Raw genomic sequence first — 18,088 nt, forward strand, 5'->3', positions numbered from 1 at the left:
TACTTGCGCGATAGTGCGAGCATGAGCGCCGACCCGTTTTCCGAAATCCTCAATCTGACCAAGACCGAATCCGTCGTCACGGGTGGCTTCACGGCGGGCGGTGCCTGGGCCTTGCGCTTTCCGGCGCCGGACAAGATCAAGTTCTTTGCCGTGGTGAAAGGTGAATGCTGGGTCTGCATCGACGGCGAAGCCGGGCCCATCCATTTCGTAACGGGCGACGTGGGACTGCTATCGGCGAAGCGCGCGTTCGTGCTTGCCAGCGCCCCGGATATCGAGCCGGTCGACGCCATGACCGTGTTTGCCGGCGCTGGCAAACAAGCGGTACAGCTGGGCGATGGCGCCGACTTCACCCATATCGGCGGCCATGTCCTGCTCGACCCGGCCAGCGGCAAACTGCTGGCCGATGTGCTGCCCCCGTGGATACACGTCCCGGCGGCCTCGCCCCATGCGGAGTCCTTCCGCTGGATGCTGGCCCAATTGATCGAGGAACGCGCCAGTGAACAGCCCGGCCGCCAACTGGCATCGGCGCAACTGGCGCAGCTGCTATTCATCCAGATCCTGCGCGCGCACCTGCAATCAGCCGCCGCCATGCCGGCCGGATGGCTGAAAGCGCTGGGCCATCCGCGCCTCGCGCCAGCCCTTCGACTGATGCACGGCGAACCCGCGCGCGCGTGGCAGCTGGAAGAATTGGCCCAGGCCTGCGCCATGTCGCGCACGACATTCGCCTTTCATTTCAGGACCACGGTCGGCACCGCGCCACTGACTTATCTCACCGAATGGCGCATGCGGCTGGCCGAACGGGCGCTGGGCAAGGAAGACACCCCCGTCGCCACCATTGCCCATTCGCTTGGCTATACGTCGGAGAGCGCCTTCAGCACGGCCTTCAAGCGTGCAACGGGACGGTCGCCCAAGCATTATCGCAACGGCCTACGCTAAGCCGGACAGCCGTTGCACGGTGCGATGGCCGCGGCGGCCCACTCGAAGGGGCCCTCAGAAGTCCCAGAACACCGGCACCCAGCGAAAGGCGTCCCCGTCGATCGCCACGCGTCCCACCGAGGGGAACGGCATATGCGTCGCCACCAGCAGCGATCCGCTGTCCGCCATTTCCTTAAGCAGCCCGACGCGCACGCGCACCGCCTCTTGCGGATCGTGCTCGAAGCCGTTCTGCCAGTCCGGATGTTCGAAACCGACCGGGAACACGACGTCGCCCGCGAACGTCAGCTTGTCGCCGCCTGACGCCAGGCGCACCACACTGTGCCCGGGCGTGTGGCCGCCAGTGCGACAGACCGTCACGCCCGGCGCCACCTCGCAGGTTTCCTCGAACGTGCGGATCTGCTCGCGGTACTCGTTCAAGAAACGCGTGGCAGCCGACCGCAGCACGGGCGGCACCGCTTCCGGCATGTCCGTGTGCGTGAAATCCGGCGCCTTCCAGAAGGCGACTTCGGACGCCGCCACGTGAATACGGAGGTCAGGGCGAAACTGCTCCCGGATGCCGTCCACCAGCAGCCCGCCGACGTGATCCATGTGCATGTGCGTAATCACCAGATCGGTCACCGATGCCAGATCGATGCCGGCCGCCCGCAGTCGCTGCGGCACCTGTCCGGCGCGCGGAAAGCCGGGGAATTCCCCACCCAGGCCCGCATCGATGAGTATGGTCTGTGCGCCGATGCGTGCCACCATCACGTTCAAGGGCCAATCGAATCCCTCCGGCGGCAGGAACATTTCCTCCAGCCAGGCAGATCGATCGGCCGGTTCGACATTGGTGGACATGGTCACGGCCGGCAGCGGCAACACGCCGTCACTGATCACCAGCACTTCGATTTCTCCGACCTGCACCGCATAGCGCGACGGCACAAGTTCGTTGGGGCCGGGCATGCCGGACGGGGAAACGCTGTTTGGACTAAGCATGAGTGGACTCTCCGAGGGACGATTCGAATACCCCTGCCGCGGCAGTCGGGCACTGGTCACGGCATAACGCCGTATGTCGTCATCCTAGATAGCCCAGTCACGCGGCGGTAGACCCGCCGCCGGACACGCAGTGTTGCCTTGCGCACACCAAATGGAAAAGCCCCGGCAGGGGCTTTGTCCAATGGCAACGAAGATGTAGACGCGGACGCCTGTTCAAGGTGCCACGGTGGGCTGCGTATTCGGCTCGATGGCCGGTTCCGGTCCCGCTGCATCGGGCAGGCGCTGCGGGTTATGGATTTCGAGAACCTCCCCCATCCATAGCGCATGTTCCAGATGATCGGTCCGGGGACGTCCTGTATTGGGATGGACCAGCACCACCAGGCCTCGGCGATTGATCAACAGCCAGGGCACGAAGCGCGCGAATTCGGCGGGCGCGAAAGCCACCTGATACATGGGCCGCGCGTGCGGGCCCACCAGCGTGTCGTGCCAGCGGCCAAGCAGCACGGGAAAGCGCTGGGCGATTTCCTCGCGCAAGGCCTCGGCGGCCTGGCGTTGCGCCTGGTTCTCGAAATAGATATGGGCGTGATAGCTGCGGATGGTGTCCAGTGTCTGCACCGCTCGATCCTGTGCCGCAGCCGCGGGAGTTGCCGCAAGATTCTTGTCCATGCGCTGTCCTCCGGGTCAGGCCAGATAGCGCTTGAACCATGCAATGCTGCGATCCCATGCCAGCGTGGCCGCCTTCTCGTCGTAGCGCGGTGTCGAGTCGTTGTGGAAACCGTGATTGGTGCCAGGATAGACGTACGCCTCATAGGTCTTGCCGGCGGCTTTCAAGGCAGCCTCGTAGGCCGGCCAGGTGCCGTTGACGCCAGGATCGGTCTGCGCGAAGTGGAACAACAGCGGCGCCTGGATGCGTGCCACGTCTTCCGGCTTGGGCTGGCGTCCATAGAACGGCACCGCCGCGGCGAGCTTGGAATTGGCCACCGACGCCGCATTGGCGACGCCACCGCCATAGCAGAACCCGGTGATGCCCACCTTCCCGGTCGTCAACTTGCTGGCCTGCAGATAATCGACGGCGGCGAGAAAATCGTTCATCAATTTCTGCGGATCGATCTTCTGCTGTAGTTCGCGACCCTGGTCGTCATTGCCGGGATAGCCGCCCACGGAGCTCAGGCCATCGGGCGCCAGGGCGACAAAACCCGCCTTCGCGGTACGTCTGGCCACATCCTCGATGTAGGGGTTCAGGCCGCGGTTCTCGTGCACCACTACCACGCCCGGCACCGCCCCGGCCGCCTTGGCCGGACGCACCAGATAAGCACGGACCTGGCCGTGGCCATCGGGCGACGGATACTGGATATATTCCGCGACGATGTCCGGATCGGTAAAGGAAACCTGCTCCGCCAGCGCGTAGTTGGGGCTCAGCGAAGCCAGGATCCCGGCGGCGGTAAGCCCGCCCACCGCATATTTGGCGGCACGATCCAGGAAATCGCGGCGGCTGATCCGGCCATGCACATAGAAGTCGTATAACTCCAGCAGCTCCGGGGAAAAATCCTTGGCGGTAAGTCGATTCATACGGCTCTCCTGATTCGCGCGTCGGGGGAATGCCGATAGTGCCAGAAGAACCGGAGATTCGTACAGCCTGGGCGCGGTTGCCCGACCCTTTGCTACCTGGCCGGCAGTTGCTCCTTATAACGTAGCCGCTCCCTCACCTACCCGTGAAGCGAGGTTTGCGCTTGTCGGCGAAAGCCGCCAACCCTTCGGCAAAATCCTCGCTTCTCGCATAATCGGCAAAAGCGGTGATCTCGGCACGCGCGGCCTGCGCGGTGCTGACTTCCCTACTCGTGCGCAGCAAGTCCTTGATGACCCGCAAACCCAGGGGGCTGTGCCGCGCTACCGCGCTGGCAAGCGCGCCGGCCGCCTGCTTCAATTCGGCATCGGGCACCACCTGATTGACCAGGCCCCACGCCTCCAGCGTCCCGGCCGGCAGCAATTCGGCGCTGAGCAACATGTAATTGGCGCGGTTGGCGCTGATCTTGCGCGGCAGCCGCGCCGACGAACCACCGCCGGGAATGATGCCGTAGCGGGCATGGCCGTCGCCGATCTTGGCGGATTCCGCGGCTATTATCATGTCGCAGCACAGGATCAGTTCCAATCCACCTGCAATGGCATAGCCATTGACCGCGGCAATGACCGGCATCGGCAATGCCTCGATGCGGTCGAACACCTCCTGCGCATAACGCAGCTTGTCCAGGAAGCGATCCGTGGTCGGCTCGGCCAGGTCCGCCTGGAAACCCAGCAGGTCGCCCCCAGCGCAGAAGGCCTTGCCCGCCCCCGTGATCACGACGCAGCGCACCGCGGCATCGCCATGAAGCGCCTCGATTACATCGCTTAGCTGCTCCAGCATGGCGCCCGACAAGGCGTTCATGCTGGCCGGATTGTCCAGCGTCACCCACGCCACGTCGTCTATCCGTTCGTACTCGATCAGCGTCTTGTCCAGGTCGCTCTCCTCACGTCCAATTCAAACCCGCTCGTAAATCGCCGCGATGCCCTGCCCACCGCCTATGCACATCGTGACGAGCCCATAGCGCGCACCGCGTCTTGCCAGTTCATAGACCATCTTCACCGTGTTGATCGCCCCCGTCGCCCCCACCGGATGCCCCAGCGAAATACCGCTGCCATTGGGGTTGACCTTCTCCGGATCGAAGCCAAGCGTGCGGCTGACGGCGCAAGCCTGGGCCGCGAAAGCCTCGTTGGACTCAATGATGTCCATGTCGGCAACCGTCAGGCCCGCACGCTGCAGCGCCAACTGGGTCGCCGGCACCGGACCCATGCCCATATAGGCCGGATCCACACCGGCATGCGCGTAGGACACCAGCCTGGCCAATGGGCGCAAGCCCTGCCTGGCCACCGCGTCCGCGCTGGCCAGTACGCAAGCTGCCGCGCCGTCATTGACGCCGGACGCATTACCGGCCGTCACGGTGCCGTCTTCCTTCTGGAAGATGGTACGCAAGCCCGCCAGTTCTTCCGCGCTGACATCCGCGCGCACATGTTCATCCGTATCGAACACCACCGTCTTGCCCCTGGCCCTGGTTTCGATCGGCAGGATCTGCTCCTTGAAACGCCCGTCTTCGATAGCGGCCCGCGCGCGCCGATGGCTCAGCAGCGCCAGCGTATCCTGCTGCGCCCGTGTCACCTCGTGCCGGCGTGCCACGTTCTCGGCGGTGACGCCCATCAGGATCCTGTTGAAGGGATCCGTCAGCGCGCCGGTCAGGCTGTCGAGCAAGGACACATCGCCCATGCGGGATCCCCAGCGCATCGACGTCGACAGGAAAGGCGCGCGGCTCATGTTTTCGGCGCCGCCGCCAATGGCAATGTCCGCCTCGCCCAGCTTGATGGCCTGTGCCGCGCTGATCACCGCCTGCAGGCCGGAGCCGCACAGCCGATTCAGCGTCATCGCCGGCACCGTCTGCGGCAGGCCCCCGTCCAGCGCGGCGATGCGAGCCAGATAGGCATCGCCAGGCTCCGTGGGAATCACCTGGCCGAAGAAGACATGTCCGACCGTGGCGGGGTCGATGCCGCCGCGGCGTATCGCTTCGGCGGTGACGCTGGTCGCCAGCCGCGCCGGCGCCACATCGCGCAGGCTGCCGCCGAAGGAGCCGATCGCCGTGCGTACCCCGGCAACGATGAATACTTCCGTCGATTTGTCCATGGCGTTCAGGCCGCCGATCGCGATGACTGGCGCGCGGCGCGGGCCTTCAACAGTTCGCGTTTGGGCTGCTCGAATCCGGTGGCAGGGACATATTCTTCAGCACGGTCGGCCAGTGCCGCCGCGTTCTGCGCGATCGCCTCGGCGGCCGTGGGACCATCCCCGGCATAGATACCCGAGGTATGCGTCACGTTGGCGCACGCGAAGGCGCCGGCGCCGGCACACAGGATGGTCTTGGTGGGCGCGGCGGGCGCAACCAGGTACACCAGGCCTGGGGTCACGCTGCCGGGGGACAGCAAGGCCAGTTCTTCCTCTGGAAACAGCTCGGCGGTCATCCGGGTGGCGGCCGACGGCGCCAGGCAGTTGACATGGATGCCGTACTTCGCGCCTTCTATGGCCAACGTCTGCATCAGGCCGACCAAACCCATCTTGGCGGCGCTGTAGTTGGCCTGGCCAAAATTGCCGTACAAGCCGGAGGACGAGGTCGTCATCACGATACGGCCATAATTCTGGGCCTTCATGATGTCCCAGACCGCCTTGGTGCACCGCACCGCTCCCATCAAATGAACATCGACGATGGTCTCGAAGTCCTCCAGGCTCATCTTGCTGAAACTCTTGTCGCGCAGGAAGCCGGCATTGTTGACGAGGATGTCGATGCGGCCCCAGCGCGCCATGGTGTCCTGCACCATGCGCTGGACGGCGGCGGCATCGGTCACCGAAGCCACACTGGCGAACGCTTCGCCGCCCAGGGCGCGAATCTCCTGCACCACATCTTCGGCGGCCGACGACGCCTGCGTCTGGCCATCGCGCGTCACCCCGAGATCATTGATGACGACCTTCGCCCCACGCCGTGCCAGCTCGATCGCGTGAGAGCGGCCCAGGCCGCCCCCTGCGCCGGTCACGATGGCTACCTGGCCGTCCAGGCGTATGGGCGGCGTGGTGCCGGCTTGTCGTTGTTCTGGATAGGAGTGCATGTCTGAATAGTTATTGATGGAATAGAAGAAAGCGTCACTTGAAAAGGCGTCGCTTCACCCACCCGACTGTACGGAAGGCAATCCCTGCATACAATGTGACTTCCTCACAGATAGCCTAGCCCCATCTGGTCAAATAACACAACCCCCGGCCATCGGAACGGCGCTACGCTATGCCGCTGCCATGGCCTTGCCGCTGCCGTTTCCCCTGAAATTGCAGTCGTCCCTGCCCCCTCCTTGCCATTGCCGACTTTGCCCGTCCCGAAACGTCCGAAACGATGAAGCGCCCCGCCCCTGCCGCCCCCGCGTCCGAGATCACGCAAATCTACGCCGAAATGCTGCGCCTGCTGGACCAGGGCGAAGACCAGCAGGCTTCGCTGACCGCCCTGCTCCAGCAGATCGAGCAGATGGCGGGCGATGACGCCCAGCGCGAAGCCCTGCTCGCCGCCGCGCACCGCGCCATCGCCATCGGCAAGCGCATGGAGCAACACCAGCGCAACGAACTGGACCTGCGCGGCGTTTTCGAAAGCGCCCAGGCGCTGACCGAACTGAAAGAGTTGGACCAGGTCCTGTTCGACATCGTCGAACGCGGCCGGCGGCTGCTGGGCAGCGACCTGGCATGGCTGGCCGGGATGCATCCGGAATATGGCAACCTGGGCGTGCTCGCCGTCAGCGGCGTGTATTCCAACGAAACCAAGAATACGCACACGCCGGTGTACGCCGGCGTCGCCGGCCACGTGCGCCGCACGCGCAGCCCGTTCGCCACCAGCGATTACATGCGCGACACGCACTTCGAACATACCCCCGAAAACGACTTGATGATCGAGCGGGAGGGCCTGCACTCCCTGGTCGCCGCGCCGCTGCTGTCGGGCGCGGAAGTCGCCGGCATCCTGATCGTGGGCGACCGCTATTCCCGCAGCTACCATCCGCGCGAGGTCTCCATCCTGGCGACCCTGGCGGCCCACGCCTCGGTCGCCATGCGCAACGCCAAGGCCTTCGACCTGACCCGGCAGGCCCTGCAGGACACGGAGCGGGCCAATCAGCGCCTGACCGAACAGACCCTCGGCCTGGAGATGGCGGCGGATGCCCACGAGCAATTGACCCGGCTGCTGGCCAAGGGCGCCCCCCTCAAGGACCTGATCCTTACCGTCGCCAATATCCTGCACGGCCGCATCGTGTACCTGGACGCGGCGGGCATCGAGGTCTGCGTGGCAACCCCACGCGAATACGAAGCTCCGCGAGTGATCGATACCTACCGGCCTATCTCCGGCATTGCCGCCGGCATCCAATCCGCCGTCGGGCTCAGCCGCACCACCGGCCGGGCGACCGCCGCGCCGAGCGATACCGGCCAGCATTGCCAGGTGGCCGCCGTCATGAGCAAGGACGAATTGTTCGGCGCGCTGGTGATCCAGACTCGCACGCCCATGACCGAGGCCGCCGTGCGCATCTTCGAACGCAGCGCGACGGCAACGGCGGTACTGCTGCTGTCCGCCGAAAAAAGTTCGGCTTCACTCGACCAGGACATCAACCTGACCGTGCGTGCCCTGCTGGAACCCAGCCAGCACGGCGACGCCGGCCTGCCTGCACGCATCGAACGGCATGGCGTCGATATCCGCAAACCGACGATGCTGGCCATGATCCAGATCGGCAAGACCGAAATCGGCTACGTGGTGCGCAAGCTCTCCAGCCGGCTGCGCCAGTATCCGCACATGACCACCGACCTCGACGGGCGCAGCGTGATGGTGGTCAACCACGCGGGCGAACGCAAGCTGGAAGAGGAACTGCATGCCCTGCTGTTCGAAGAACTGTCGTTCCGCGGGGTGGCTTGCGTGTCCGGCCCCTACCTGGACCTAGCCGGGCTGGCGCAGGCGCATGGCCACTTGAAACGCGCCATCGGCCTGCTGCATGCCCTGCGGCGCGAAAACTGCGTCGTGCACGAAGCCGCATTGCGGCTGTATGGCGTTTTGTTCGAGCATCAGAGCGCGGCGGACCTGGACGCCATCATCGCTTCCGTGGTGGGCCGCTTGACGGATCACGACGCCAAACGCAACACCCAGCTGGCCGACACGCTGCTCGCCTATCTGGACACCATGCAGAATGCACGGGCCACCGCCGTGGCGCTGGGCCTGCACGTCAATACGCTGCACAACCGGCTGGACGCCATCGCGACCGTACTGGGTCCCTGGGATACGGACGGCCGGGTGGCGGACATTCACCTGGCCTTGCGTCTGCGGCGGCTGCAGACCGATGTTCAGGCGACGACGTTCACCCCCAGATAGCGATCCTTGGCCTCGTGGTCCGCAACGAAGGCCGCGTTGGTGCCTTCATACACGCCGTGTCCCTGTTCAAGAATGTAGTGGCGGTCCGCCAGCTGGCAGCAGACCTCCAGGTTTTGCTCCACCAGCACGACGGGGACGCCCGTCGCCCGTATCTGCTTGAGCTGCTCGACGATCTCTTCCACGATGACGGGCGCCAGCCCCTCCACCGGCTCATCCAGCATCAGCAGCCGGGGATGGTTCAGCAGCGCGCGGGCAATGGCGAGCATCTGCTGTTCGCCCCCGGACAACTGGGCGCCGCCATTCCTGCGGCGCTCCTTCAAGCGCGGGAAGATGCGGTAGACATCGGCCAACTGCCAGGGCGAACGGCGGCGCACGGCGATCGCCAGATTCTCCTCCACGGAAAGCAGCCCGAAGATGCCCCGGTGTTCGGGCACCAGGCACAGCCCGCGCGCCGCGATCCGAAAGGATTCCTGTCCCGTGATGTCCTGCCCCTGGAACACCACCCGGCCCTGGACCGGCGGCACCACCCCGACGATGCTTTTGAGCGTGGTGGACTTGCCGGCACCATTGCGCCCGAGCACCGTGACGAGCTCCCCCGCCTTCACCGTCAGCGATACCCCCTGCAGGACATGGCTCTTGCCATAGCAGGCGTGCAGGTTCTCCACGTGCAATACGACATCGCTGCTCACGCGCGGCCTCCGGTGACCATATTGCCCAGATAGGCGCGGCGCACGCGTTCATCGCCACGGATGGCGTCCGGCGTGCCCTCCACCAGCACGCGCCCCGCCTGCATCACCGTGATCGTGTCCGAGATTCCCATGACGATGTCCATATTGTGTTCAATCAGCAGGACGGCATAGCCTTCCTGTTTCAGCGAGAAGATCAAGGCCTTCATCTCCGCGATGTCGTCGATGCCCATGCCGGACGTGGGTTCGTCCAGGAACACCAGCTTCGGCCCCGCTGCCAGCGCCATGGCCACTTCCAGCCGGCGCTGTTGGCCGTGCGACAGATGGCCCGAGGCCCGCTGCGCCACGCCATCGAGCTTGAATTTCTCCAACAGGACGTCCGCCACGGCGACGGCCGCGTCGTCATTGCCGGGGATGCTCCAGCCGAACAGGGCCTTGCGAGGGCTGCGCCCTTGCGCGGCGACACGCAGGTTCTCCCGCACGCTCAGGTTCTGGAACAGGCTGGTCACCTGGAAAGAACGCGCCAGCCCGCGCCGCACCCGCAAGTGGCCGGGCAGATGGCCGATCTCCTGACCCTCGAAATGGATGCTCCCCGCCGAAATCGGCACCGTACCCGTCAGGGTGTGGAACAGCGTCGTCTTGCCCGCGCCGTTCGGGCCGATGACGGAATGGATCGCGCCCGGCATGACCTGCAGGTCGACGCCGCCCACGGCGGTAAAGGCGCCATAGCGCTTGATGACGCCGCGGGCGTGCAGCAGTGCCGCGGCGGCCGCGCGATCGGGGGCCACGGATGCGCCCGCTGCGTAGGGGGCTGCCGCGGAAGGCTCCATATGCGGACCGGCGCTCATACCTGCTCCTTGCTGACTTCGATTCCCGCCGGATAGCCCCTGCCACGCTGACGCACCCGTTGCAGGATACGCCCCAGCAAGCCCCACACGCCTTGCTGCATGTACAGGGTGACGGCGATCAGCAGAAAGCCCAGCAGCATCAGCCAGCGCGGCCAGAAGGACGACAGCCAATCGGCCGCGAGCACATAGGTGGCGGCGCCCAGCACCGACGCAAACAGGTGGCCCGTACCGCCGATGACGGTCATCAACAGTATGGTCTCGCTGGTGTGGTATTCGATGTTGGACAGCGGCGCGATACCGGACAGCATGGCGTGCAAGCCGCCCGCCAGGCCCGTGACGGCGCCGGAAATGACGAAGGCCGCCAGCTTGAACACCCGCGTGTTGTAGCCGACCGCCATGGCGCGCGCTTCGTTTTCGCGGATGGCCACCAGGGTCCGGCCGAAGCGGGATTCCGCCACGCGCTGCATCACGACGAACACCAGCAGGAAGATCAGCGCAACGAAGGTGTAATAGCGCCAGGGACTGCCGATATCGGCAAGCGTCCAGCCGGCGATGCGGGGATTGGGCCGGCCGATGTCCAGCAGCCCATTGTCGCCGCCGGTGATGTCCACCAGCGAATAGGCCAGGAAGTAGAACATCTGGGAAAAAGCCAGCGTCAGCATGACGAAATACACGCCCCGCTGCCGGATGGCGAACCAGCCCACCAGGGTAGCGGCCACCGCGCCGATCGCGATGGCGCCCGCGAGGGTGACCCAAAGGGAACTGTTGAAGTGCAGCAGCAGCAAGCCGCAGGTGTAGCTGCCCAGCCCGTAGAAAATCCCCTGGCCGAAGGACATCAGTCCGGTGAAGCCCAACAGCAGATTGCAGGCCATGGCGGCCATGGCGAAGATCAGCAATTCAGTGGCCAGGGAGCCCGATGCCAGGCACCACGGCAGCGCCAGCGTGACCGCCAGGGCCATGAGGGTAAAGCGATGCTGGATGAGATATTTCATGGTTCTTCCCTCACGCCCGGCCCATCAAGCCATTGGGCCGCCACAACAACACGAGTGCCATGGCTACATAGATCATGAGGCTGCTGCCGGGCGGCCAGATGGTGCTCATCAGGCTCTGCACGATGCCCACCAGCAAACCACCCACCAGTGCGCCCGCGAAGCTGCCCATGCCGCCCACCACCACCGTGACGAAGGCGATGCCCAGGGCCTCCACCCCCATGAAGGGATCGACGCCGCGGATGGGTGCGGCCAACACGCCGGCCAGCGCGGCCGTACCCGCCCCCAGCGCGAAGACCAGCGAGAAGATGCGCCGTATGTTCAGCCCCAGCAGCGCCACCATTTCCGCGGATTCGCTGCCGGCACGGACGACCGCGCCCAGGCGCGTGCCGGCCAGCACCCCGCCCAGGACCACCGCCATGGCCGCGCCCACCGCAATGACGAACAGGCGGTATTTGGGATAGATGAAATCGCCCCAGACCACCACGCCCTGCAGCGCGTCGGGCGGCGCCACGTTATTACCCAGCGGCCCCCAATACATGATCACGGCTTCCTGCAGCACCAGGGCCAGCCCGACCGTGATGAGGATGTGCAATTCGTGCGGCAGGTGATAGACCTTGCGGAACAGCACGGTCTCCGCCAGCCACGCCAGGATGCCGACCGCCAACGGCGCGAGCAGCAGCGTCAGCCAGAAATCGACGCCCATGCCGACCAGCTGGAAGCACGCATACGCCCCGAGCAGAAAAAAGGCGCCATGCGCGAAATTGACGAAGCGCAGCAGGCCGAAGATGATGCTCAAGCCGACGGCCAGGACGAAGTAAAGCACCCCGAGGCCGATACCATTGACGAGCTGGAGAAGATAGACATTCATAGCGTGGCGGCCCGTCAAGCCATCTTGCAACCGGCCTGTTCCGGGGAAAGGAAGAAGCGGCCGGAATTGATGATGTCGGCGTAATCGTCCTTGTCCTTCATCTTCGCCTTGGCCTTGCCCTTGATCAGGTAGAAGTCGCGCAGCACCTGGTGGTCCTCCTTGCGCACTTCTTCCGTACCCGTCACGCCATCGAACTGCATGCCCTCCAGGGCGGCGATCACGGCGGCAGGTTCGGTGCTCTTGGCCTTGTTGATGCCGTCGATCAGCATGCGCGTATTCACGTAGGGCGCAGCCAGGCTGTAGTTCGGCGAGATATTGAACTTGTCGCGTACCTGGCCGACGAAGCGCTTGTTGTAGGCGGTATCGATCGTGTGCCAGTAAACGGCACCGAAATAGACGTCTTCGCAGATGTCCGCGCCCAGCCCTTCGAACTGTTCCAGGCCGGAGGCCGCGGCGACGATGATGGTCATCTTCTGCTTCAGGCCGAAGCTGATGGCCTGGCGCAAGGTATCCGATGCCTGGGCGCCGTAGTTCAACAGGAAGAGCACATCGGCCTTGGAAGCCATGGCGTTGGTCAGGTAGCCGCTGTATTCGCGTTCGGTCAGCGAGTGGTAGCTGTTGCCCACGTGCTCGATGCCCTTTTCCTTGAACAAGGCCTTGGCATTGCGCAGCAGGCCTTCACCGAAGACATACTGAGGCGTGATCGTGTACCAGCGCTTGGCCTGCGGCATCAGGTCGATCAGGGGGCGGGCCGACCCCTGAATCAGGCTGTAGGTCGGCAGCGCCCAACGGAACGTACTGCGGTTGCAGTCCGACCCGGTCAACTCGTCCGCCCCGCCATTGGTAATCAGCAGGCCGCCGGCCTTGTCGATTTCCTTGCTCATCGCCAGCGATTCCGCCGACAGCAAGGCGCCGGTGAACATATTGATATGGCGCTGTTCCATGGCCTCCTGCACGCGGCGCACCGCCGTCGCTGGCTTGGCCTCCGTATCGAGCATGCGATAACCCAGCTTCTTGCCCAGCACCGTGCCCTGTTGTTCCACGGCCAGTTTCATACCCAGCTCGGAATACTTGCCGATGGCGGAAAACGTGCCGGACATCGCGGTCGGGCAGGCAAGCACCAGTTCATCGCTTTGCGCGATGGAAAAAATGGGATGCGCGGCCAGGCCGGCTGCCGCCGAGATCCGCAAAAAGTCGCGTCGATTGGTCATATCTGTCTCCGGTTTATTTTTAATGGATCCCTTCCATGACGGATGGGAGGTACTGCAGTCCTGCGCGCCTACCTCGACGCTGTCACCACGCTACGCTTGCGCCCACGCCACTTCGACCTTGCAATGCAGGTTTGCCAGGGCGGCAGCCAGACTGTTGTCGCACCGTTCACGGTCTGCATGGGTGGCCGCCCGCAGCGTCACTGCGGCTTCCGTTCCATCCTTCGCCGCGGCGATGTCGATCAGTTCGATCGCCTGTCCCAATGCACCAATCTCCATGCGCAGCTTGTAGACCAGCGCCATGTCGCGCAGCGCCGGTTTATAGATCTTGCCCACCCCGGTGACGGGAATCGCGTCGAGCACGAAAAGGTGGCGCGGCCGGGCGGGCGGTTCGGGAATCCGGTCGGCGATGAAGCGCTGCAGTTCATCGGTGTCCACGCTTTGGCCTGGCGCCAATGCCACGAAAATCACTGGCAGTTCGCCCGCATAAGCGTCAGGCATGCCAACGGCGGCGCTTACCGCCACGGCGGGATGGCTGTTGGCGACATCCTCGATCGCTTGCGGGTCGATATTGTGCCCGCTGCGTATGATCAGGTCCTTCTCACGCCCGGTCAGGAAAAGATAGCCGTTTTCGTCCAGGCGGCCCAGGTCGCCGGTGACCAGCCCTCCGTCTGGCGTGAAGGCGTTTCTGTCGTGCTCGGGGTTCAGATAGCCCCGCACGATCTGCGGCCCGCGCGCCACCACGGAACCGACCGTGCCGGCCGGACAAACGACCCAGTCACCCGTCTCGTCGCGGCGCATGATGTCGATGGCCGAGAACGGCGCGCGCAGTCCGACGCTGCCGCGCACATGCCGGCCATTCAAAGGGGTGGCCGCGATGGCCGCCACGCTTTCGGTCATGCCGTATTGCTCCAGCAGCGCAATGCCCGTGCGCTCCTCGAAACGCTGCCCGATCGCGCTGGGCAGGGGCGCGCCGCCGGTGAAGGCGAAACGCACCGACGACACATCGCAGCCATTGACCGGCACTTCGCTCATGGCGCCGATGGAGGTGGGAACACCGCCGATGAACGTCGCGCGATAGCGTTCGACGAAGCGCCAGATGTTCTTGACGATCTCGGGATCGCGCAAACCCGCCGGCGACAGCATCACCACATGGCCGCCAGTGGCCAGCACCGACATGCCTATGGTCGTCGTGCCCCCGACATGGAACAGGGGAAAGCCGTTCAGCGAGACGTCCTGCTCCGTCAGGTCGAATAACTGAGCCAGCGACCAGGCGGCATGAATCTGATTGCGATGCGTCTGCGGTACCAGCTTGGGTACGCCAGTGGTTCCGCCCGTATGGAAAAGCGCGGCGATGGCGTCGGGATCGGCGACGTAATCGAACGTCAATCGATCCCCGGGCTGGCGGTCGATGAGTTCGTCCAGGTCGAGCACGCGCGGATCGTCGCAATCGGCCTGGCCGCCCAGTACGAGAATGGCTTGCAGGCCCGGCACACGGGCAATCACCTCACACGCCTTGGCCCAGACCTCGGCGTCCAGGGCCGGGCCGGCGCACACCAGGATGCGCGTCTGCTCCGCTTGCAGCAAGGCGGCGATCACGTCCGGCGCCAACAGGTAATTGATGCAGCTGGCGGTGCCGGCGGTTTCCGCGCCCCAGATCAGCGCGGGCACGCGGGCATGCGTCCGCGCCAGGATGGACACCACGCCCTGGCCGGCAATACCGAAATGCGCGAACAGATTGGCCGCTCGCGTAATCTCGGCCAGCAACTGGGCATGGGTGTACGTCGTCGGCGCATCGTCCAGCGCCGCGGAACGCAACATCGTCAGCGCGGGCCGGTCGCCGTACAGCGTTGCGGTTGCCTGGAACACCTCATACATGCTGCGTGACGGCAGCAACTCGTCGTAAGGCTCGCGCTCCAGGCGTTCGATATCGCTGAGTGCCCGGATCCTTTGCTCCGAACGAGTCGTCCTTATTCTTGCCCGCCCCTCGCCCGTCTCCCTACGCGGAGGGAGCGCCGGGTTGTCTCCAAAGCGCTGTTCCAAATGAATTCCTTCTCGCGTTTTTTGGGGAATATCGATACGCGTTGATTGGTTCGAGAAGTGTAGGAATCGGCAGCGGCGCGGACAATGTGTGCGTGTCATAGCGCAGCGCGTTGAAATTATGAGAAAAGCACATAGGCGTGATGCGCTGCCGCTTGCGGCGCCAAGAATTGGGGGGTCTGACAACCGAATGGAATGAAATCCATGTTTTGGAGAGGGGAACCCCCTGATACATAGCCGTTGCCGCCCGAATACTGGCCTGAATAAAATTCCAGGCATTCTGACGACCGCCGCAAAGGCGGCACCGTCGCTACATCAATAACCACGACACAAGGGAACGCGCATGAAGTACGAAGCATTCGGTACTCGGGGCCTGGTGGGCGCATTGCTGCTCGCGGCGGCGTTGCTGGTCAGCGCCTGCCATGGCGATCGCTCGTCGGACGACGACGCGCCGCCAAGCACGTCGCCACCGGCCACCACGCCGTCTTCCGACTCGTCGGGCGACAAGCCGCCAGCCGACTCCACCCCCACGGGACGTACCGTCACCTTCGACCCCAGCATGTGCAAAGCCCAGGCGGGTGCCCCTTATGGCCAGATCGTCGGCATCACCGGGACGAACATGATGGTCACGTCGGCCGACATCAACGCGTCAGCGGCCGGGTGCAAGATACTGGCCAACGGCGGCAGCGCCATCGATGCCGCCATCGCCGTGCAAGGCGTGCTGGCCGTGGTGGAACCGTTCGCCTCCGGCCTGGCGGGCGGCACCCTGGTCACCTACTACGACGCCGCCACGCAGAAAGTGCGCACCTTCGACGGCCTGGCCGCCGCCCCCGCCACCACCGGCGGCGCGGCGTCGATCTACCAGGCCGCGGTGACGGACGACCTGAGCTGCAAAGCCGGTCTGGCGCTGGGCAGCAGCCTGTCGGCCTGGCAAGGCAATACCAATATTTCCGGACGCGCCGCCGGCGTGCCAGGCACTTTGAAAGTGCTCGACCTGGTGCATCAGTATTACGGCAAGAAGGATTGGGACACCTTGTGGGACGACGCCATCGGGTACGCGAGCAACGGCTTCCCCATGTCGCGGTACATGTACGCGACGCTGTACAACTCGGGCACCGACTACGACGAAGACACCGGGCTGCCGCTGCCCGCGGGCGGTGAACCGGCCTGGGTCAACAGCAGCGGCACGGCCAAGGGGGCGGTGCGCTGCAAGTATGGCGACATCCACAACCGTTATTGCGACGCCAGCGATCCGGACTCCGCCAAACCGCTGGCCGTGGGCACCGTCATCAAGAACCCTGAACTGGCCACCACGCTGAAGGAAGTGCGCGATGGCGGCGCGGCGGCTTTCTACGACGCCGGCGGTCCCATCGTCACGGCCATCCTGGCGCGTTTCGCGGCCGACAAGTTCAAAAGCGACGGCAGCAACAACTGCTATGCCACGTATTCATCGACGAACCCGCAGCCCGCGCGCATCCCCAGCCTGATGAGCGCTTCCGACTTCACCAACTACCGGGCCATCGAACGCAAGCCTTTGACCGCGACGCGCTTCGGCACCACCGTGTACACCCAACCGGCGCCCTCTTTCGGCGGCGTGGTGGTGCTCTATACGCTGGGTCTGCTGGAACGCAAGGGCATGGCGGCGCAGACCTTCGGCAGCGATGAGTATGTCCATCTGGCGACAGAGGCCAGCCGTCTGGCGAATATCGATCGCCGCACCTACATCGGCGACCCCGCCTACTCGAACATCGATGCGCGCATCCAGGGCATGCTGGCCGACGGCTATCTGGATGGACGGGCCGCGCTGATAAGCGCTACCGCCATGTCCTCGGTGACCGCGGGCACCACGGCGCAAGGTATTCCAGCCTATGTGGCGACCGACCCCAGCCTGTATGTGCCCCTGGCGTCGGCCAAGGTGTCCAAGGCCGTCCAGGTAGCCAGCGCGGAAAGCTCGCCGCTGACGGTTGCGCAGATCGGCGGCCCCGGTCCGCGCAATGAAGACTTCAATACCACCAGCAACGTCGCCATCATCGATGGTTATGGCAATGCGCTGTCGATGACGACGACCATCAACACGCATTGGGGCGCGCACATCGAAGCGGCCGGGATGATCATCAACGATGCGCTGTCGAATTTTTCCGCCGGCGCGGTGGGTGGCGACGTCAATGGCCTGGCGCCGACCAAGCGCCCACGCACGTCCATTTCGCCGTCGATCGCGCTGGACGCGCAGGGCCGGCTGCGCCTCGTGTGGGGTTCGGCCGGCGGCGGCCCCATCCCTGACTACATCGTGAAGTCTTTCCTCGGCAATGTCGTATTCGGCCAGGATCTGCAAGCCTCGCTGGATGCCGACAACTGGAGCGGCCAGGACAGCGCGGACTCCGTCGCCGAACTGGAAGCCGGCAAGCCCATTGCCGCCAACCTTGGCAGATTGACGTCGTACTACCGCTATCCCGCGGGAACGATAGCCCTGGACGGCCTGGTCAGCGGCTTGTCGGGGATCGCCGTCACCTACGACGCCGACGGTAATCCCACCTACTCCGGCGCCGCCGACAACCGGCGTAATGGGGCGGCTTACGGGTATTGAT

The 18,088-nt window shown here is 64.8% G+C and carries 15 protein-coding genes; 3 read left to right on the top strand and 12 right to left on the bottom strand.

Annotated elements, in window-relative coordinates:
- Window positions 1-21 precede the first annotated feature (21 nt).
- Window positions 22-936: an AraC family transcriptional regulator gene (locus tag CEY05_RS05625; protein ID WP_233161366.1), complete on the top strand. Its 915-nt coding sequence runs from the start codon at window positions 22-24 to the stop codon at window positions 934-936.
- A 54-nt stretch (window positions 937-990) separates the two neighbouring features.
- On the opposite strand, the gene CEY05_RS05630 is transcribed toward CEY05_RS05625, so the two are convergent.
- The 6 genes from CEY05_RS05630 to CEY05_RS05655 form a co-directional block, all read right to left on the bottom strand.
- Window positions 991-1,908 carry an MBL fold metallo-hydrolase gene (locus CEY05_RS05630; RefSeq protein WP_088596441.1) on the bottom strand — a complete coding sequence of 306 codons (918 nt, stop codon included), beginning with the start codon at window positions 1,906-1,908 and terminating at the stop codon, window positions 991-993.
- A 213-nt stretch (window positions 1,909-2,121) separates the two neighbouring features.
- Window positions 2,122-2,574: a DOPA 4,5-dioxygenase family protein gene (locus tag CEY05_RS05635; protein WP_088596442.1), complete on the bottom strand. Its 453-nt coding sequence runs from the start codon at window positions 2,572-2,574 to the stop codon at window positions 2,122-2,124.
- Window positions 2,575-2,589: 15 nt separating this feature from the next.
- Complete coding sequence (yghX, locus tag CEY05_RS05640) at window positions 2,590-3,477, bottom strand: YghX family hydrolase (RefSeq protein ID WP_088596443.1); 888 nt, start codon at window positions 3,475-3,477, stop codon at window positions 2,590-2,592.
- Between the two features lie 133 nt (window positions 3,478-3,610).
- Entirely contained in the window at window positions 3,611-4,363 is a 753-nt protein-coding gene (locus CEY05_RS05645) for an enoyl-CoA hydratase/isomerase family protein (RefSeq protein ID WP_233161367.1), read from the bottom strand.
- A 60-nt stretch (window positions 4,364-4,423) separates the two neighbouring features.
- A complete protein-coding gene (locus tag CEY05_RS05650) occupies window positions 4,424-5,614 on the bottom strand; it encodes an acetyl-CoA C-acyltransferase family protein (RefSeq protein WP_088596445.1) in 1,191 nt (396 codons plus the stop codon).
- Window positions 5,615-5,619: 5 nt separating this feature from the next.
- The gene (locus CEY05_RS05655; protein WP_088596446.1) at window positions 5,620-6,585 is read right to left on the bottom strand and encodes an SDR family NAD(P)-dependent oxidoreductase; all 966 of its coding nucleotides are present in this window, start codon (window positions 6,583-6,585) and stop codon (window positions 5,620-5,622) included.
- Window positions 6,586-6,860: 275 nt separating this feature from the next.
- Between CEY05_RS05655 and CEY05_RS05660 the strand changes: the two genes are divergently transcribed.
- Window positions 6,861-8,861 carry a GAF domain-containing protein gene (locus CEY05_RS05660; RefSeq protein WP_088596447.1) on the top strand — a complete coding sequence of 667 codons (2,001 nt, stop codon included), beginning with the start codon at window positions 6,861-6,863 and terminating at the stop codon, window positions 8,859-8,861.
- Here the strand turns inward: CEY05_RS05660 and CEY05_RS05665 are convergent.
- The 6 genes from CEY05_RS05665 to CEY05_RS05690 form a co-directional block, all read right to left on the bottom strand.
- On the bottom strand, window positions 8,834-9,550 hold the full coding sequence (locus tag CEY05_RS05665; protein ID WP_088596448.1) for an ABC transporter ATP-binding protein: 717 nt from the start codon (window positions 9,548-9,550) through the stop codon (window positions 8,834-8,836). The genes CEY05_RS05660 and CEY05_RS05665 overlap by 28 nt on opposite strands.
- Complete coding sequence (locus tag CEY05_RS05670; RefSeq protein ID WP_233161368.1) at window positions 9,547-10,395, bottom strand: ABC transporter ATP-binding protein; 849 nt, start codon at window positions 10,393-10,395, stop codon at window positions 9,547-9,549. The genes CEY05_RS05665 and CEY05_RS05670 overlap by 4 nt, the downstream gene beginning before the upstream one ends.
- Window positions 10,392-11,387 carry a branched-chain amino acid ABC transporter permease gene (locus CEY05_RS05675; RefSeq protein ID WP_198952676.1) on the bottom strand — a complete coding sequence of 332 codons (996 nt, stop codon included), beginning with the start codon at window positions 11,385-11,387 and terminating at the stop codon, window positions 10,392-10,394. Before CEY05_RS05675 ends, CEY05_RS05670 begins: the two co-directional genes overlap by 4 nt.
- A 10-nt stretch (window positions 11,388-11,397) precedes the next feature.
- The gene (locus tag CEY05_RS05680) at window positions 11,398-12,255 is read right to left on the bottom strand and encodes a branched-chain amino acid ABC transporter permease (protein ID WP_088596450.1); all 858 of its coding nucleotides are present in this window, start codon (window positions 12,253-12,255) and stop codon (window positions 11,398-11,400) included.
- Between the two features lie 14 nt (window positions 12,256-12,269).
- Window positions 12,270-13,466: an ABC transporter substrate-binding protein gene (locus CEY05_RS05685; RefSeq protein WP_088596451.1), complete on the bottom strand. Its 1,197-nt coding sequence runs from the start codon at window positions 13,464-13,466 to the stop codon at window positions 12,270-12,272.
- A gap of 90 nt (window positions 13,467-13,556) precedes the next feature.
- On the bottom strand, window positions 13,557-15,506 hold the full coding sequence (locus CEY05_RS05690) for an AMP-binding protein (protein ID WP_233161369.1): 1,950 nt from the start codon (window positions 15,504-15,506) through the stop codon (window positions 13,557-13,559).
- A gap of 340 nt (window positions 15,507-15,846) precedes the next feature.
- Between CEY05_RS05690 and CEY05_RS05695 the strand changes: the two genes are divergently transcribed.
- Window positions 15,847-18,087 carry a gamma-glutamyltransferase family protein gene (locus CEY05_RS05695; RefSeq protein WP_088596453.1) on the top strand — a complete coding sequence of 747 codons (2,241 nt, stop codon included), beginning with the start codon at window positions 15,847-15,849 and terminating at the stop codon, window positions 18,085-18,087.
- The last annotated feature ends 1 nt before the right edge of the window (window position 18,088 follow it).

It is taken from the genome of Achromobacter sp. HZ34 (assembly GCF_002209485.1).
Classification (GTDB): Bacteria; Pseudomonadota; Gammaproteobacteria; order Burkholderiales; family Burkholderiaceae_B; genus Bordetella_C.

Coding starts and splice junctions, on each gene's coding strand:
- CEY05_RS05625 (WP_233161366.1), top strand. CDS start 22: ATGAGCGCCGACCCGTTTTCCGAAATCCTCAATCTGACCAAGACCGAA.
- CEY05_RS05630 (WP_088596441.1), bottom strand. CDS start 1,908: ATGCTTAGTCCAAACAGCGTTTCCCCGTCCGGCATGCCCGGCCCCAAC.
- CEY05_RS05635 (WP_088596442.1), bottom strand. CDS start 2,574: ATGGACAAGAATCTTGCGGCAACTCCCGCGGCTGCGGCACAGGATCGA.
- yghX (WP_088596443.1), bottom strand. CDS start 3,477: ATGAATCGACTTACCGCCAAGGATTTTTCCCCGGAGCTGCTGGAGTTA.
- CEY05_RS05650 (WP_088596445.1), bottom strand. CDS start 5,614: ATGGACAAATCGACGGAAGTATTCATCGTTGCCGGGGTACGCACGGCG.
- CEY05_RS05655 (WP_088596446.1), bottom strand. CDS start 6,585: ATGCACTCCTATCCAGAACAACGACAAGCCGGCACCACGCCGCCCATA.
- CEY05_RS05660 (WP_088596447.1), top strand. CDS start 6,861: ATGAAGCGCCCCGCCCCTGCCGCCCCCGCGTCCGAGATCACGCAAATC.
- CEY05_RS05670 (WP_233161368.1), bottom strand. CDS start 10,395: ATGAGCGCCGGTCCGCATATGGAGCCTTCCGCGGCAGCCCCCTACGCA.
- CEY05_RS05675 (WP_198952676.1), bottom strand. CDS start 11,387: ATGAAATATCTCATCCAGCATCGCTTTACCCTCATGGCCCTGGCGGTC.
- CEY05_RS05680 (WP_088596450.1), bottom strand. CDS start 12,255: ATGAATGTCTATCTTCTCCAGCTCGTCAATGGTATCGGCCTCGGGGTG.
- CEY05_RS05685 (WP_088596451.1), bottom strand. CDS start 13,466: ATGACCAATCGACGCGACTTTTTGCGGATCTCGGCGGCAGCCGGCCTG.
- CEY05_RS05695 (WP_088596453.1), top strand. CDS start 15,847: ATGAAGTACGAAGCATTCGGTACTCGGGGCCTGGTGGGCGCATTGCTG.